Origin of the sequence: Anabaena sp. UHCC 0187 (assembly GCF_009712035.1) — a bacterium.
In the GTDB taxonomy this organism is placed as follows: domain Bacteria; phylum Cyanobacteriota; class Cyanobacteriia; order Cyanobacteriales; family Nostocaceae; genus Dolichospermum.
In genome coordinates, this window is sequence record NZ_VILB01000004.1 from 200720 (window position 1) to 216838 (window position 16119).

Sequence of the window (16119 nt, forward strand, 5' to 3'; positions counted from 1 at the left end):
CACCAATCACCAATCACCCATTATCTAATCCAAAAGCCTGTGGATTTGTCTCGAATTTTATTATATATATCACCCCCAATCCTGGGTGGAGTAATTGGCTATTATACAAACGACATAGCCATAAAAATGTTATTTCGTCCCTATAAAGCAATTTATATTTTGGGACGGAAATTACCCTTTACTCCTGGTTTAATTCCCAGTAATCAGGAGAGATTGGGACAGAATATTGCTAATGCGATTATGAAGTCGCTACTGACTCCCGAAGAAATGCAAAATCTGGCGCGGAGACTCCTGCAACCTGAACGGGTACAAGGAGGGATTTTTTGGTTATTACGTTTGGTAGTTGATCAAATTAAAGGGGATAAAAACCCCCGTAGCACTAAAATTTTAGCTGGGATTTTACGGGATTTATTGGGTGAATCTTTACCCCGTCTTTTAAAGGTTTTAGCGCGACAAGAAACATTTTTAGAAACGCAAATTAACCAAATATTTGACAAGGTATTATTAGAGTTTCAACTCAGTGACGAACAATCTATCCGGTTAGCTGATTGGTTATTAGAAGTAGTTTTACCTCCAGATAGATTACGACAAACTATCATTGACTTTTTAACAGATCGCACAATTCAAACTATTGATGAAAGCTTTCGAGAAAAAACCAGCGGTACTTATTGGGTAGTTGCAAATCTGTTTGGATTAAAGAATACTCTGACTCGGTTGCGGACATTTTGCTTAGATGAGAAGGAAGCAACTAACAAACGGTTACAAGAATTAATTAAAGATTTAAAAATGCGCGATCGCATTAAGGAATTATTACAAAATTTATCTTTGCAAAATCTCCCTGTTGGTACAGTGCGTCAACTGCGAAAAACGATTAGAGATAGTGTGCGTCAATATCTGCAAAATAGTGGTAGTGGGTTGCTTAAAGAATTAACGGAATCGGCTGATTGGGAAAGAATTTCTATTGTCTTACTAAATCGGTTAAGTAATTCACCAGTTGTCAATACTTCCTTGGAAGTTGTGGCGCGAGATTTGGCATTAATTTTAGAGAAGTATTTAGAAAAAGATTTAGAAATTATTGTACTTCAAGCAATTCCTATTTTATCCATAGATCAAGTGATTGTGGAACGAGTAAAAGCTACTTCACCGGCTGAGTTAGAAGATGCAATTGAGGGAATTGTTAGAAATGAATTACAAGCAATTGTGACTTTAGGTGGTGTTTTAGGTTTCTTTGTCGGTTTGTTGCAAGTAGGATTTTTATTGTTTAGTCAATCTATTTAATTGGTAATGGGTAATAGGGATTTATTAACGGGCTTAAATCCCTACAAACAGTAAAAATCATGTTTTAGAAGCAGTTAAAAACCTGTCAATTAAGATTGTTGTTTACCTTTAGAGTCACATTCTTTTCTCCAACATCGTTCCAAAAGTTGAATTCGCCAAAGAATGGCAAAGCGTTGAGGATTCCAGACTAATTGAGTATCACGGCTAAATAATGGCTGGTTTAAATATTGCCAAAGCGGAAATTTAATTTTTTTGTGTTTGGGAGTCATGGGAGGAACAAGATACTATAAAATAGCTTCGGCAGTAGCTGGCAATTTACTGAATAAATTTCAACTACTAATACCTTCATTATTTAAGATTAAACTAATATTTAACAGTTGTCTTGGTAGAAATTGCGGAGGTTAAGAAAATTTTACTTTTGCAAATTTTAAAAAAGTGGCAGTGAATTTTGCAATTGCGACTGGGAGGAAGATTGCAATGGTTGAACGCTAAAAAGAAAATTTTGATATGCCATAGACATTTGTCTAGCTACTTCATCAATAGGAACACTACCAAAATTTGTTCCTAAGCCAGGAATAGCCACTATATTAATCTGATTTTGCAAACTATGGCAATATAATTTATTATGTTGACGGATAGCCAAAAGAGTTGACCAAATAGCTTGGTAGACATGATCCTTTCCAGCTATGGACATTTGCATTCTTAGGGTAGGTGTGTGAGCAATAAACGGGTGCAAGGGGTGATTTGTTTCTACAATTAAAGATGTGCCGATAGGTTGTTCTCCTAAATATACTTCTTGAATGCGTTTTTGTAAGAGGTTTTCGACATCTTGACCAAAAAATTGGAGAGTTGAAGCATCAGCACTATTAGCAGCAGCTAAGGAACTAGCCGCAGTTATTACACAATCAAAAAAAGGTAATTCTTCGATTGTACCATTAACTATTTCTATATTAGGTAAATCGCTGAAGTAGTCGGTAAAGGTTCTACATAAAAAAGTTTTAGAGTCTAGCAAAATTAATTTTAGTGGGATATCATAGCTCCATGACTGATGGGAATTTAAGTTGGTAATTTTAGTTTTATAGTTTGATTTATCAATTAAAAATAGGAGATGGGAATTAAGCAGGGTAAAAATAGTATCAATATTTAAAGTAATGTTAACCAATTTATCTAAGGTTAGCCCTTCATTTGTTTCTACTTGGTTAATTAGTTGTTTCAGGATATGGTAGACATCTAAAAATAATAATTGTACGGGTTCATCAGCAATAATTGGATAATGTAGTAACCTGAGACAATCTTCTAAACGATAGACAATTTTTTGCATACTCGTAAATCCTAGCATGGCTGCACCACCTTTGAGGCTAAAGGTAGCACGGAATATAGCCTCTAGTTCATAACGATCATCAATGGTATTTTGTAAGTTAAAGAAACCTTGATATATTGTATTGAGATGTTCTTTTGCTTCTTCAACAAAGTAGCCGATAATTCTTTTAAAATCTTCTGGTTTCATGGCTTTTAAAAGTTAATTGGTTAATTGGTTAGTTGTCAGTTGTCAGTTGTCAGTTGTTCCTTTAAATCTAGATTACCCTATTTTCACTTAATTTATATCTCAAAGACTAAAAAAACCGCCTTGGCAATGATCCTAGACGGTTGTATAATTTATGTTAATTACTAATTAATAGTATGAACCTGTTTTCCTGTGGTTAATAGCAGTCATGGCATCAGGCTTGAGTAATTTACCGTTATCTACAGTTGCATATATTACCCAATGATCGCCGCATTCTAGCCGCTGCTGCACTAAACATTCTAAATATGCACAAGCCTCTGTTAAGATGGTACAGCCATTATCCGCTTCGGCTTTGGGGAAGTTAGCAAATCTATCTTCTCCAGGTTGGAAACTCTTGCGGAAATGTTTCATGTATTCCACATGAACACCTTCAGGGAGGATATTCAGCACAAATTTACCACCAGGATATAATAGAGATTCAACGGCTCGATCTTTAGCGATCGCTACAGTAATTCCCGGTGGATTAAAAGTAGCTTGAGATACCCAAGCACCCATCATGCCTGTCGAAAATTCTCCTTGCTTGGCGGCAATCACGCAGACAGAACCAATAATCCTGCCTACAGCTTGTTCTGTGGGAGTTGCAGCTTGTTGGGGAACACGGACTTTCTTCGCTTTTCGTAAACTTTGAGCAAAGTCTGTACCGACTTCTTCGCAATATTTAAGAGTAACTTCATCAGGTTTAAACTTGACTTTTAAGGTATCAAAACCAAAACGATAACCAGCGTCTCGGAGTTTGCATTCTACCAAGTCTAAAGCTTCACCACTCCAACCGTAAGAACCAAAGACTCCCACAGGTTTGGTATTATCACCTGTAGAGAGGACAATCCCTAATGCGGTATGAATAGGCGTAGGTGCGTGTCCACCAATGGTGGGAGTCCCAATGATAAAACCATCTGCTTGTTCCAAGACAGCGCGGATTTCATCAGCGGTCGCAAATTCACAGTTGACAGATTTAACCGCAACGCCACCTTTGGTTAATCCTAATGCCATTGCTTGTGCTAAGGTGGCAGTGTTACCATAGGCAGAAGCATAGAGAAGTGCTACGGATATTTCTCTATCTTTTTGAGCGCGACTCCACTCACCATATAATTTTGTTAATTCGATTAAACTGGTGCGTACCAATGGGCCATGACCAACAGCATACATTCTTACCTGTAAATCGGAGATTTTCTCCAAAGTTGACTCCACATGGCTTGCATGGGGAGCCATGAGGCAATTAAAGTAATAACGTTGGTCTTCTTTGAAAGTTTCCCAATGATCATCAAATACTTCTTCACCGCAGATATGTGCGCCAAAAAGCTTATCTGTAAAGAGAATTTGAGTTTTTTGGTCGTAGGTACAAAGTGCTTCAGGCCAGCGCGGACTAGGAGTAGGTAAGAATTTTAAAACATGACCTTTACCTAAATCTAGGGTTTCTTTCCCCCGCATGACTAAAACTTTGATATCTTGGTCGGTGAAAGCAGCACGTAAATTATTAGCAGCGGGAAGAGAACAAACAAAGGTAATTTGTGGTGCAATTGCTAAAATTGCTTTTAAAGTTGGGATACGGTTGGGGTTAAAATGTCCCAAAATCACATAATCCAACTTTTGGACATTGATTGTTTTCTGTAATGCTTCCAAATAAATTTCTGTAAATCCTTCTGCTGGAGGATCTGTAATAGCAGTTTTATCGGCTTCAATTAAATAGCAATTAGAAGTAGTTCCGCGTTCTAGAGCATATTCAATTTCAAATCGGAGACGTGACCTACTACGCGCTCTCATCACTTTTGTATTAGTAGCAATAGGTAGAATTTGTACGTCTCTTGGTCGAGAATCGCTCATGGATATTTGTTGGGTCGAAAAAACTTGAGAAACCCAATTTTTAGCGGATTCAACAGCGTTAGAAAATGAATCTGGAAGTGTCATAATTATTATGAAAGATGGGTAAATAAATATCTGTGCATTGGGAAATAGGAGTCAGGAGTCAGAAGTCAGGAGTCAGGAGAAAGAAAGAAGACAGGAAAGAAAAAAGAAGGAAGACAGAGAAGAAGAAGGAAATTTTGCTCTGACTTCCAATGACTACTGACCACTGACTAATGACTAATGACTAATTAATAGTAATTTCCTACTTTGCGATGACGGACTGCGGTAATTCCATCTGGTTTGGAAACTTTTCCATCTGCAACTGTGCAGTATAAAATCCAGTGATCACTACATTCCATGCTATTAACAACTTCACATTCCATGTATGCGAGTGCGTCGGTAAGAATGGGTGAACCGTTTTTAGCAGTTTGGGTTTTTACTTCTGCAAATCTATCAGCACCGGGATTTAAACGTTTGAGAAAATGCTTTTTCAGGTCTTGATAATTGCCTTCTTCAAGAACGTTAAGAACAAAGTGATCGCCTACGTGCAATAAATTATCTAAAGCGCGATCTTTGGCTACAGCAATGGTAAAACCTAAAGGCTGTAAACTAGCTTGTGTTACCCAAGAAGCGATCATTGCGCCGCTAATATCGCCTTTTTTGGCAGTGACAATATACAAACCATTGCTAATTCTTCCCAACGCTTTTTCCATGTTTACGTCGAGAGATTTGATTTGTTTAATATTGCGTTCCCGCACTAACAATTGTCCTAAACCATTTCCGGCTTCTTCAAATTGTTTATAGGTAGCATCAGTGGGGGTTTCTTTAATGCGAATAGCGGGGAAAGCTTCCTTGATACCTAAATCAATAAATTTGCGTCTGAGAGTATCAATAGGTTCATCATCCCCACCATAGGACTCAAATAAACCAACGACTTGTTTGTTTTTTGCAACTGCTAATAATGAACTAATTGCCGCTTGCGCTTTGATTGCACTGGTAGAAGGCATACCTACAATTAAACCAGATGCTCTCCCGGCTAGTTCTTGAATTTCTTGACTTTCTGCGGTACTGAGATCCAATACTTCTACACCGACACCAGCTTTTTGTAAACCATCACCAATAGCGTGTGCTAAGTTATCGCTATGTCCATAACCAGAGACATAAAACAAACCTACAGTAGTTTCTGTTTTCGCTTGTTTTTGACTCCAATTGTGATAACATTCTCTAAGAATATCAAGGTTATGATATAGTAATGGTCCATGTCCATTGGCAATAATTTTAATTTCACCAAGTTCACCCATTCTCTTCATTGCATTCAGCAAAGAACGAGCATTTGGACCCATTAAGCAATCATAATAAAAGCGAAAATCAGCTTCAATTGCTTCTAAATCTTCGTCGAAAGTGCGATCATCACAGAAGTGCATTCCGAAGGCATCACAAGTGTAGAGAACTTGGGTTTTGCGATCAAAGCTAAAAATAGTATCTGGCCAGTGTAAATTGGGCGCACTGACAAATTCCATTTCATGATCTTTGCCAATTTTTATGCGATCACCACTTTTGACAATTCGCTTAGAAAAAGGCTCATGTACCAAACCTTCTAAAAATTGCAAAGCTACTTTAGAAGCTAAAACAGTGGCTCTGGGTGCTAACTGTAAAATATCTTCTACTAAGCCACTATGATCAGGTTCAGTATGGCTAACAATTATATAATCAATAGTCTTAGGATTAACTAAACCCTTGAGAGTTTCTAAATAAAGTTCACGAAACTTCTGGTGAGAAGTATCAATTAAAACTGTTTGTTCACCTCTAATTAAATATGAATTATAGGTTGTACCATTTTGTAAACCAAATTCAATATCAAACCGATCCCGATCCCAGTCAAGAGAACGAATCGCAGTGGTATTAGGGGCAATTTCTACAGTTTGTATAGTTAATCGGTTCTGAATGTTCTCTGAAATAGCTACCATTATTTCACAACAGTAAATAAACAATAATTTCTTCTGCCCCTATTCTCACTATTATTCTTTTTTAAAGCTGTAATGAAAAGTATATTTTGGGAAATTAAATTCGTAACAATGATTACGGTTTTTACTAAAATTTAAACTAAATTACACTACAAAATCACAGCGAAAGAAATTGGTACAGCCCTGCCATAATTAATACCCCAAGTTTTGTTAAAATTATTTATATTGGTGTTGTATTAACAGAGTATTTCGTCCCTACTTCTACGGATAATAAAACTATATTTATTTTTAATCTTTATAATTTCTGCTGAAACTTTACCATTACTTGATATTTATTTCATAACTCTCTTTTAGGATAGTGAAAGGACATGGTTTATCTCACTAAGTAGGTTGGCGTTAAAAATTGTCGTTATGGCAAGGTAATAGGCAAGAGTGAAGAATTTTTGGGCGATTTTACTTTTTCTTAGACATTTTGGTTTTATTGTGTTCACCTACTTAACTCAACAATATTTATTAGTTTCAAGTTCAAAAGAGTATTTTTTATACTTTCCAAGTAGTGCATACAGGAAATAGAAAACTTAACGGATAAAATTGCAATCTACTCCAATTTCAGAATTATGTCTAACAATTAATAGTATCTATATTTGATAAATACTAGTACACAACGGCGTAAATCAAACAACCATTAGAAATCCCTACAAAGCCTATGTAATCTGCTTTTTTAATTTTCAATTATCATTTTTTAATTCTGCCCTGCGTTACTAGCATTAAAGCTTTTCCTAGATTTGTCAAACATTTATATAAATTTATGTTTATTTGGCAACAGTCCACAAGAGAAAAAATGAACATAATTAACCATGATTATATTATTAATCAGTGATTAAAACATCTATATAAAGAACATAATAGGAGATGAATTCAATGACCATAATGATAGAAAAATCCACCGAAAAAAGATTGCATTTACCTTATTTAGATGGATTAAGGGGGTTAGCTTCTCTGTATGTTGTCCTTGTTCATGTTGAACCAGGAATTGGTGATCAATTGCCTGAATCTTGGTCATTATTTGTGAGAGCTATGAAATATGGAGCATTTAGCGTCATCAGTTTTGTTGTGCTTTCTGGTTATGTTTTAATGTTGCCAGTAGCGCGTTCTACCAATGGTCAGCTATCAGGAACTTTGATAAATTACATTAAGAGGCGATCACGGCGAATTTTACCTCCCTACTATATGGTATTATTCATCTGCTTACTAATAGCTGGAATTGTCTTTATTTTCGAGAGATTTACAAATTTTCAATGGAATGAAGTAGCAGGACTCGGCTCATTCTCTCCCAAATTTTCCTTGATTGACTTCTTACTCCACCTGTTAATAATTCATAATCTCGATGGTAGCTCATACTTGACCATTAACCCACCCATGTGGACTGTCGCCACAGAATGGCAAATGTACTTCATTTTTCCCCTCTTGTTGCTACCTATATGGCGACGATTTGGATTATTCGCCGTTGTCATGATTGCCTTTTTAATTGGTTTAACACCTGTATATTTGTTGAATGGATTATTTGCATCAGCCAATCCTTGGCTTTTAGGTATATTCTGTTTAGGAATGGCCGCCGCAGATATTGGATTTTCCCAAAAACCCCAGCTAATAGCTATCAGAAATTCTTTACCTTGGGGTTGGTTGAGTGTTATCTTTACCTCTATTGCTTTTCTAACTGAATGGCGAAGACTGGGATTGCATATATGGATTAATCAAACTTTTGCTGGTCTAGCATTTGCCTGTTTATTTATTTCCTTAACTAAGTCAATAATTGAGGACAAAAAGCCATCTTTAATACTACGGATATTACAACATCCTTTAGCGATCGCACTGGGGACATTTTCCTATAGTCTATATCTAATTCATGGCCCAGTCTTAGTCTTAGTGCGTTATTTCCTGTTTTACCTACCCATTTCTCCAGATATGTTTGCAGCCGCATCTTATTTACTAGGTACGGTAATGTCACTCATTATTGCTTACTTGTTTTACCTATTCTTTGAGCGGCCATTTATGTCCAGTTTCTTAAAAAAATCCAAAGTCAAAAATGCCGTAATCTAATAAAAGCCTGAGACATCAAGACCGCATGAAAAATATAACGGCGGTCAATAGTAAACTCCTTTTGGTGCATCTCAAATATGCAATCTTCAAAATTTTTGCTAATTTGAGTTTATTTTGAGATTTTTCTTGCCAAGGTTAAGATTTATATGATATTGTCAAGGCTAATGATCAAAAAGTATCATTAGCCTTTTAGTAATTGATAAAATCAAGCCAGATGTTAAGACCAAAGAAGCTTTTAGTCACTATTACACAAAGAAACTGTCCACCCTAAAAATTTACCTAAGTTTATCAGGATTGGTTTAAACGCATCAAGTTTTTAGTGTAGTGTTAAGTGATTAGTGACGATGAAATATGGCTTGATTATGAGAATATTAGACTATTTTTATTTTAAAGTTATAGAAACCAGTTAAAAGAACGAGAAAATTTTTATATCAGGTCAATACCTTCGCCATTTTTTGTAGGTTGGGTTAAGCGACAGCGCAACCCAACCTACTAATCAAGGCTTTTTTCAATTTGACGAAGGTATTGTCAGGTAATTGAGATTTCTAGCATACAAAAATTAATCAGCCTGTAAAAATTCTAGTAAATAAAAGCATGGAATAGGAAGGTTTTTTATGTGTCCTAAATTGAACCAAAGCGGAGGATGATTTGAATACAGCAGTTTTGAAGAGAGAATGGTTATCTAATACCAAAACAGACATATTATCAGGAACTTTAGTTGCTTTAGCGCTCATTCCTGAAGCGATCTCTTTTTCTATTATCGCAGGTGTAGACCCAAAAGTTGGACTATATGCCTCATTCATAATTGCTGTAGTCACAGCCTTTGTCGGAGGAAGACCAGGTTTAATCTCCGCCGCTACAGGTTCAATGGCACTAGTGATGATGAGTTTGGTTAAAGAACATGGACTAGAATATCTTTTCGCAGCCACAATTTTAACGGGCATAGTCCAGATCATTTTTGCCTGGTTGAAGTTAGGTAGTAAGCTGAAATACGTCCCCCGTGCCGTGATAATTGGCTTTGTCAATGCCCTAGCCATTCTTATTTTCATGGCACAGTTCCCGCAATTGATGAATGTTCCTTGGCAAGTATATCCGATGGTAGCTGGCGGTTTGTCCATTATTTATATATTACCTCGATTTACTAAAGTTGTACCATCGCCATTGGTTGCCATTATTGTCCTAACAGCCATTTCTTTGATTGCTAAAATTGACGTGCCAACAGTGGGTGATATGGGTGAATTACCCACAACATTACCCTTTTTCAAAATTCCCCAAGTACCACTGAACTTAGAGACACTTCAGATTATTTTTCCCTATGCAGTCACCTTATCAATTGTGGGTTTGTTAGCGTCATTATTGACAGCTTCATTAGTGGATGAGTTGACAGATACCCATAGTGATAAAAACACAGAAGTTCAAGGTCAGGGAATTGCCAATATTATTAATGGTTTCTTTGGAGGAATGGCAGGCTGTGGCATGATTGGGCAGTCAGTCATTAACATTAAATATGGTGGACGTACCCGCCTTTCTACCTTAGTTGCTGGTGTGTTCTTACTATTTTTTATTCTGGCATTAGGCTCTTGGGTAAAACAGATTCCCATGGCATCATTGGTAGCAGTGATGATTATGGTTTCTATCGGTACTTTTAACTGGAATTCATTAACAACTTTACATCTAGTTCCTAGAAGTGAAACTGCGGTAATGGTGACAACAGTTTTCGTCACCTTATTTACTAACAACTTGGGATTGGGAGTTATTATTGGTGTGGTGATGAGTACAGTCTTCTTTTCCCGTAAAGTTGCTAAAGTAGTTTTTGTGGACAAAGTTCCCAATTCTGGGGAAAATTACCGTATATATAATGTTGCTGGATCATTGTTCTTTTTATCAGTAGAAGATTTTATTGCGGCTTTTGATTTTGAAGAAAAGGTGGATTTGGTAAAAATTGATTTAAGCAATGGCCATATTTGGGATCAAGCAGCAGTTGCAGCCATTGATAAGGTCGTGATTAAATTTCGTCGCAATGATGTAAAAGTAGAGCTATTGGGACTTAATGAAGCCAGTGCTACCTTACTAAAAAAATTAGCTCTTCACGACAAATTGGCAGATTTAGATAACTCAGCGGAACACTAAAATTATTAACATATACGTAGAGTGGGCAATGCCCACAATATGCGGGTTTTGGTGGGCATTGCCCACCCTACAATACTTGGATATTTTAAGCGCAAGCTACGTCAATAGAAATCATTTAGGATTCCTATATAATGCAAAATATGAACTATCTTCATAACATCTTCATTAAATATTTAAAATTACTCCCCCACTATTATTAATTATTGAATAATATGAAAGAAGATTTTTTTTAATAAAATTAATATTTATGAATAACTTTTTTTTTGTAATTCTCAGCATTTTAGCAGTCTTCATAGCTACACTTTATCCCTTTAATTTTTTCCTGATAGATAATTTTTCTATACATACAATTATTACCAGTTTCGACAATGCTAGTTCTTTTCAAGATTTAGTAAACAATATTTTATTATTTATGCCTTTAGGCTTTAGTTCCACTGCTTTCTTGCAGAAGATAAAGATCAAGACAATAAGTAAATTATTCATCGTTGTATTCATTAGTGCCGGCTTATCACTCACGGTGGAAATGTTACAAATATTTCTACCTTCTAGATCACCTACTCCTGCCGATCTTATTAATAATACAATAGGTGGAATTGTCGGGATGATTTGTTTTTATATATGGCACTCACAAAGCTTTATTTATATCTTATCCTCCCTAGAAAATAGTAACATAAAAAATTCAGTCAAAAAGATAACATTATTGTTTTTTGGATATATACTTCTGTCATTTTTAATCTCAATCCCCTGGCAAAGTACAATAAATCTAAGTAATTGGAATCTCAATTATTCACTGTTACTTGGTAATGAGGAAACAGGTGATAAACCTTGGCATGGATATATTTCAGAAGTTCATATTGCAGATAAAGCAATTTCCACTAAGGATGTTTTAGAACTATTTGATCATAAGAGTTACCTGAAGACCATTGGAGATTATTTAATAGGTTCTTATCAATTAACTAATAAACTAAGCTATCAAGATTCAACGGGAAAACTGCCTGAACTATTATCCCAAGGACAGTCACCAAAGATTCAAAATAAGAAAGGTGTTGTTTTGAGTTCTAGTCATTGGCTAAAAACAAAAACTCCTGCTACTTTATTAAGCAAAAGAATTCGTCAAACCTCTCAATTTACAATAATTACTACTGTTGCTACGGCTGATACAACTCAAACAGGCCCAGGACGGATAATCTCTCTTTCCTCTAATACTCTCCATCGCAATTTTACCTTAGGACAACAGGGAAAAGACCTAGATTTGCGGGTACGTACACCAATTACTGGAGAAAATGGCGCAGAGATGAAATTAAGTATTCCTGGCATTTTTGCAACTAATAATTTCCATTCTCTAATTATTACTTATTCTCCAGGAACTCTCAAAGTTTATGTAGACAATGTACAGAATTTGTCTTCTTTCAATTTACTAGAATTAATTCCTAAATACCAGCGAATATTTTACTATGCTCTAACTTTTATCCCTTTAGGAATTTGCTTAACATTCCTAACTATTCTGGCTAAGAGAAAGTTAAGTTTTTACAAATTTTTGGTTTCTAGTGGAATCATATTACCTGCGCTAATAGTAGAAACCATTTTGGTAATTAATACTGGGAAGAGTATAGATATAGCAAATATATTACTTGGTATCTTCTTTACAGGTATCACTATGCTACTATTGAGACTACGAGCTGCATTTTTGGTAAAAAAAGCAGTTATAGAATGAACTAATCAGTCAACTTTAACGGTAAACTCATATATTGCAACAAAAAAAGTTTACCCTCATGACTGGAGAATTAAGACCTTGGGCATAGAACTACGCAGTTTCGTATTTCTAGACAATCTGCAACCTCAACACGCCGCATACATGGGAACAGTAGCCCAGGGTTTCTTACCCTTACCGGGGGATACATCTCTATGGATTGAAATTTCCCCTGGTATTGAAATTAACAAGATTACTGACGTAGCCCTAAAATCCGCTTCTGTCCGTCCTGGAGTGCAAGTAGTAGAACGGCTATATGGACTTTTAGAAGTGCATTCTGGCTCGCAAGGGGAAACGCGAGCGGCTGGAGATGCAATTTTGGCGTTCCTGGGGGTGAAAAAAGAGGAATGTCTCAAACCCCGCGTAATTTCTAGCCAAATTATCCGTAATATTGACGCGTACCAAACCCAACTGATTAACCGTAGTCGGCGGGGACAATTGCTACTAGCTGGACAAACCCTCTATGTATTGGAAGTTGAACCAGCGGCTTATGCGGCACTAGCAGCTAATGAAGCGGAAAAAGCCGCGCAAATTAATATTTTGGAAGTTCAAGCTGTAGGTAGTTTTGGCCGACTTTATTTAGGTGGCTCAGAACAGGATATTTTAGCAGGAGCAGCGGGCGCTTTAGCCGCAATTGAAAATTCACCGGGAAGGGAAAATCTTCAAGGTAAGCGGAACGAATAAATATTAGTGAACCAGAGGTTCAACATTAGTGAACCAGAGGTTCAACATTGGTGAACCAAAGATTCAACAAGGAGTAAAAAATGGCAAATCAACAACATCTCAATTTATTACGATCAGGTGCAGTTACTTGGATAGAATGGAGAAAGCAAAACCCACAAATTGAAATTGATCTTAGTAGTGCCAATCTACTAGGAGAAAACCTGCGAGGGGCAAATCTCCAAGGGGTAAATTTGAATAAAGTAAATTTAGCTCATGCTTTATTAGTGCGAACTAATTTTAGTTATGCTAATCTCAGTAATGCTATTTTTTATCAAGCTAAATTAATTGAAGCTAATTTAAGTAAGGCTAACTTGAGTATTGCTAATTTGAATGGTGCAATCTTGACACAGGCTGATTTAAGTTTTGGAAACTTTATTGGTGCTGATTTAAGTGGGGCAAATCTAGAAAATGCTATGATTAACGATGCCAATTTAATTGGTACAGATTTGCAAAATGCTAATTTAAAAGGTGCTGATTTATCAGCATCCCAACTTATTCGCAGTAATTTAAGTTTTGCAAATTTGATAGCAGTTAATTTAATTACCGCTAATTTGAGTGAAGCGAATTTATATGAAGCAGAATTAATGACTGCTCAACTTTATCAAGCCAATTTACATAAAGCTAATTTAAGTAAAGCTCATTTAGGAAACGCATTTTTATCTAAAGCTAATTTGACGGAAGCAAATTTAACGGAAGCTGATTTAAGTTGGGTAAATTTAAAAGGTGCGAATTTAGCCGGAGCAAATTTACAAGGTGCGAATCTTCGTGGTGCAAATCTTCAGGGAGCAAATTTGAAAGGGACGATTTTAGAAAAGATTAATTAGGGAAAATAAACCAATGCACATTCAAAAAGTCACTATCAAAAACTTCCGCTGCTTCGAGCATTTGGAAGTTAATTTAGATCCCGATATCAATATTTTTGTTGGCAATAATGGATCAGGAAAGAGTGCATTATTGGATGCTATTGCTGCGGCAATGTACCCGTATGTGGCTGAAATTCAAAAAATTGTAAATAAAGAACAAGAAGTATCTCCAGTTTTACAACGAGATTTACCCGTAAAGCAAAATAGCAGTGAACAAAGGAATCATCCAGAATTTACTTTATCAACTACGAGTTTACCAGAGTGGACAATTATTTACAAAGATCCGCCAATTGAGAATGATGTAGATGATAAAAAAAGGAGAAAATCGTCAATGTTACTTGTCTCACACACCTCAAGAGCTTTACAAGAAGGGACTAAAAAGCTTTATTCTGAATTACTATATAACTGTGATACTTTACGGTATGACAAAACATCTGAATTTTCTGTCATAGCTTACTATCAAAGTAATCGTAACTTAACTAATATTGCTGATATTGAAAATATTTCTAATCAGTCTTTTGATAGATTTGATACTTTGAAGAAAGCCTTTAATGCAACAGCTAACTTCACAGATTTAGCTAACTGGTTTTTTTTGCGGGAGTACGAAGAATTAAGAGAGGGAAAAAATCGCAAAGATATTAATTTTGAACTTCCTGATTTAAAGCAAATAAGAAATGCTATTTCTACTATTATTGCTCCCAATGCTCGCGTTTATTTTTCAGGTGCAACATCTGCAAAACTGATGGTTGAGTGGACAATGGAAACAGGAGAGAAAAGAGAACTTTTACTTAGTCAATTAAGTGCAGGTTATCGCAATATGTTAGCGTTAGTGATGGATTTTGCGCGACGTTTAGCACAAGCTAATCCAGATATGGAAAACCCCTTAGCAGCAGAAGCCATTTTGATGATTGATGAGTTAGATTTGCATTTACATCCAACTTGGCAACAAAAGATTATTCCTGATTTAAAAAAGGTATTTCCCAACACTCAAATTATCGCCACTACCCACAGTCCCGAAGTTGTGACAACAGTTCAACAAAATCAGGTGAAGATATTAGAAGATTATCAAATAAAGGAATGTCCATCACCAACCAGGGGGATGAAAAGTTCAGATATTGTCAGATATGTTTTAGGGTTAAGTGATTTAAGACCAGATACGGAAGAATCAAAAACACTGACACAGCTTTTTGAAGCAATTGATAATGGTCAATTAGAAGAAGCAAAACGCCTTAAAAAAGAATTACAACACTGGGAATCTTTTGATCCAGATATGACTAGAGCAGATATGCAAATCCGCCGCTTAGAACGGAGAAATGCAGTATGAAAAATGTGATTAAATCCCCAGAAATAGAGGAACTTAAAAACTATAGAAACCGATTTTCTTCTCAGTTTAAAAAATGGAAGGATTTAAAAAAGAATAGAGATACTTTAAATGCAATTCGTGATACTTTAGTATCTGATCAAAAAGGACTTTGTGCTTATTGCGAAATGTCTCTTCATGAAAACAATCGCTCTGTTGAACATTTTATTCCTTGTAACCAATCAACAAAAGAAAATAATCATGATCTAGATTGGCAAAATATGCTTGCTATCTGTCTTCCTCCAGGTGGACTGAAAGATGATGATTTGGAAAATCCACAACTGCTGAAAGATTCACCCTGTTGTGGTCAAAAAAAGGGTGGTTTTATTCCTGATAGTAGGTTATTAAATCCTCTCAATTTACCAACATTACGTCTATTTAAATTCAGTAGTAAAGATGGTGAAATTAGACCTGATGAAGACGCTTGTGACAAGTCTGGTATTCCTATAGAAAATGTTCAATTTACTATTGATACCCTGGAACTTAATGTTCAACGATTGAAAGATCAACGATTAGTTGTAATTGACGAAATCAATAAAGAACTT

Annotated in this window: 12 protein-coding genes; 8 read left to right on the forward strand and 4 right to left on the reverse strand. The window is 35.9% G+C overall.

Annotated features, from left to right (window positions below; genetic code table 11):
• Nucleotides 1-39: 39 nt before the first annotated feature.
• Nucleotides 40-1278 carry a DUF445 family protein gene (locus FJR11_RS04605; RefSeq protein ID WP_168502538.1) on the forward strand — a complete coding sequence of 413 codons (1239 nt, stop codon included), beginning with the start codon at nt 40-42 and terminating at the stop codon, nt 1276-1278.
• 89 nt (nt 1279-1367) lie between these two features.
• Here the strand turns inward: FJR11_RS04605 and FJR11_RS04610 are convergent, their stop codons facing one another.
• The 4 genes from FJR11_RS04610 to FJR11_RS04625 form a co-directional block, all read right to left on the reverse strand.
• Entirely contained in the window at nt 1368-1547 is a 180-nt protein-coding gene (locus tag FJR11_RS04610) for a hypothetical protein (protein ID WP_168502539.1), read from the reverse strand.
• Nucleotides 1548-1705: 158 nt separating this feature from the next.
• Nucleotides 1706-2785 (reverse strand): Hpt domain-containing protein, encoded by a 1080-nt coding sequence (locus FJR11_RS04615; RefSeq protein WP_168502540.1) that lies wholly within the window; start codon nt 2783-2785, stop codon nt 1706-1708.
• 165 nt (nt 2786-2950) lie between these two features.
• On the reverse strand, nt 2951-4663 hold the full coding sequence (locus FJR11_RS04620; RefSeq protein ID WP_168502556.1) for a diflavin flavoprotein: 1713 nt from the start codon (nt 4661-4663) through the stop codon (nt 2951-2953).
• Nucleotides 4664-4932: 269 nt separating this feature from the next.
• A complete protein-coding gene (locus FJR11_RS04625) occupies nt 4933-6651 on the reverse strand; it encodes a diflavin flavoprotein (protein WP_168502541.1) in 1719 nt (572 codons plus the stop codon).
• Nucleotides 6652-7569: 918 nt separating this feature from the next.
• Here FJR11_RS04625 and FJR11_RS04630 point away from each other — a divergent pair.
• The 7 genes from FJR11_RS04630 to FJR11_RS04660 all read left to right on the forward strand — a co-directional run.
• Complete coding sequence (locus FJR11_RS04630) at nt 7570-8748, forward strand: acyltransferase (protein WP_168502542.1); 1179 nt, start codon at nt 7570-7572, stop codon at nt 8746-8748.
• Between the two features lie 648 nt (nt 8749-9396).
• Complete coding sequence (locus FJR11_RS04635) at nt 9397-10878, forward strand: SulP family inorganic anion transporter (RefSeq protein WP_168502543.1); 1482 nt, start codon at nt 9397-9399, stop codon at nt 10876-10878.
• Between the two features lie 247 nt (nt 10879-11125).
• Nucleotides 11126-12592, forward strand: a complete 1467-nt coding sequence (locus tag FJR11_RS04640) for a VanZ family protein (RefSeq protein WP_168502544.1) — start codon at nt 11126-11128, stop codon at nt 12590-12592.
• 78 nt (nt 12593-12670) lie between these two features.
• Nucleotides 12671-13312, forward strand: a complete 642-nt coding sequence (locus tag FJR11_RS04645; RefSeq protein WP_168502545.1) for a hypothetical protein — start codon at nt 12671-12673, stop codon at nt 13310-13312.
• 80 nt (nt 13313-13392) lie between these two features.
• Complete coding sequence (locus FJR11_RS04650; protein WP_168502546.1) at nt 13393-14175, forward strand: pentapeptide repeat-containing protein; 783 nt, start codon at nt 13393-13395, stop codon at nt 14173-14175.
• A 13-nt stretch (nt 14176-14188) separates the two neighbouring features.
• Nucleotides 14189-15538 carry an AAA family ATPase gene (locus tag FJR11_RS04655; RefSeq protein ID WP_168502547.1) on the forward strand — a complete coding sequence of 450 codons (1350 nt, stop codon included), beginning with the start codon at nt 14189-14191 and terminating at the stop codon, nt 15536-15538.
• On the forward strand, nt 15535-16119 hold a 585-nt coding region (locus FJR11_RS04660; RefSeq protein WP_168502548.1), incomplete at its 3' end, for a retron system putative HNH endonuclease. The genes FJR11_RS04655 and FJR11_RS04660, both read left to right, overlap by 4 nt.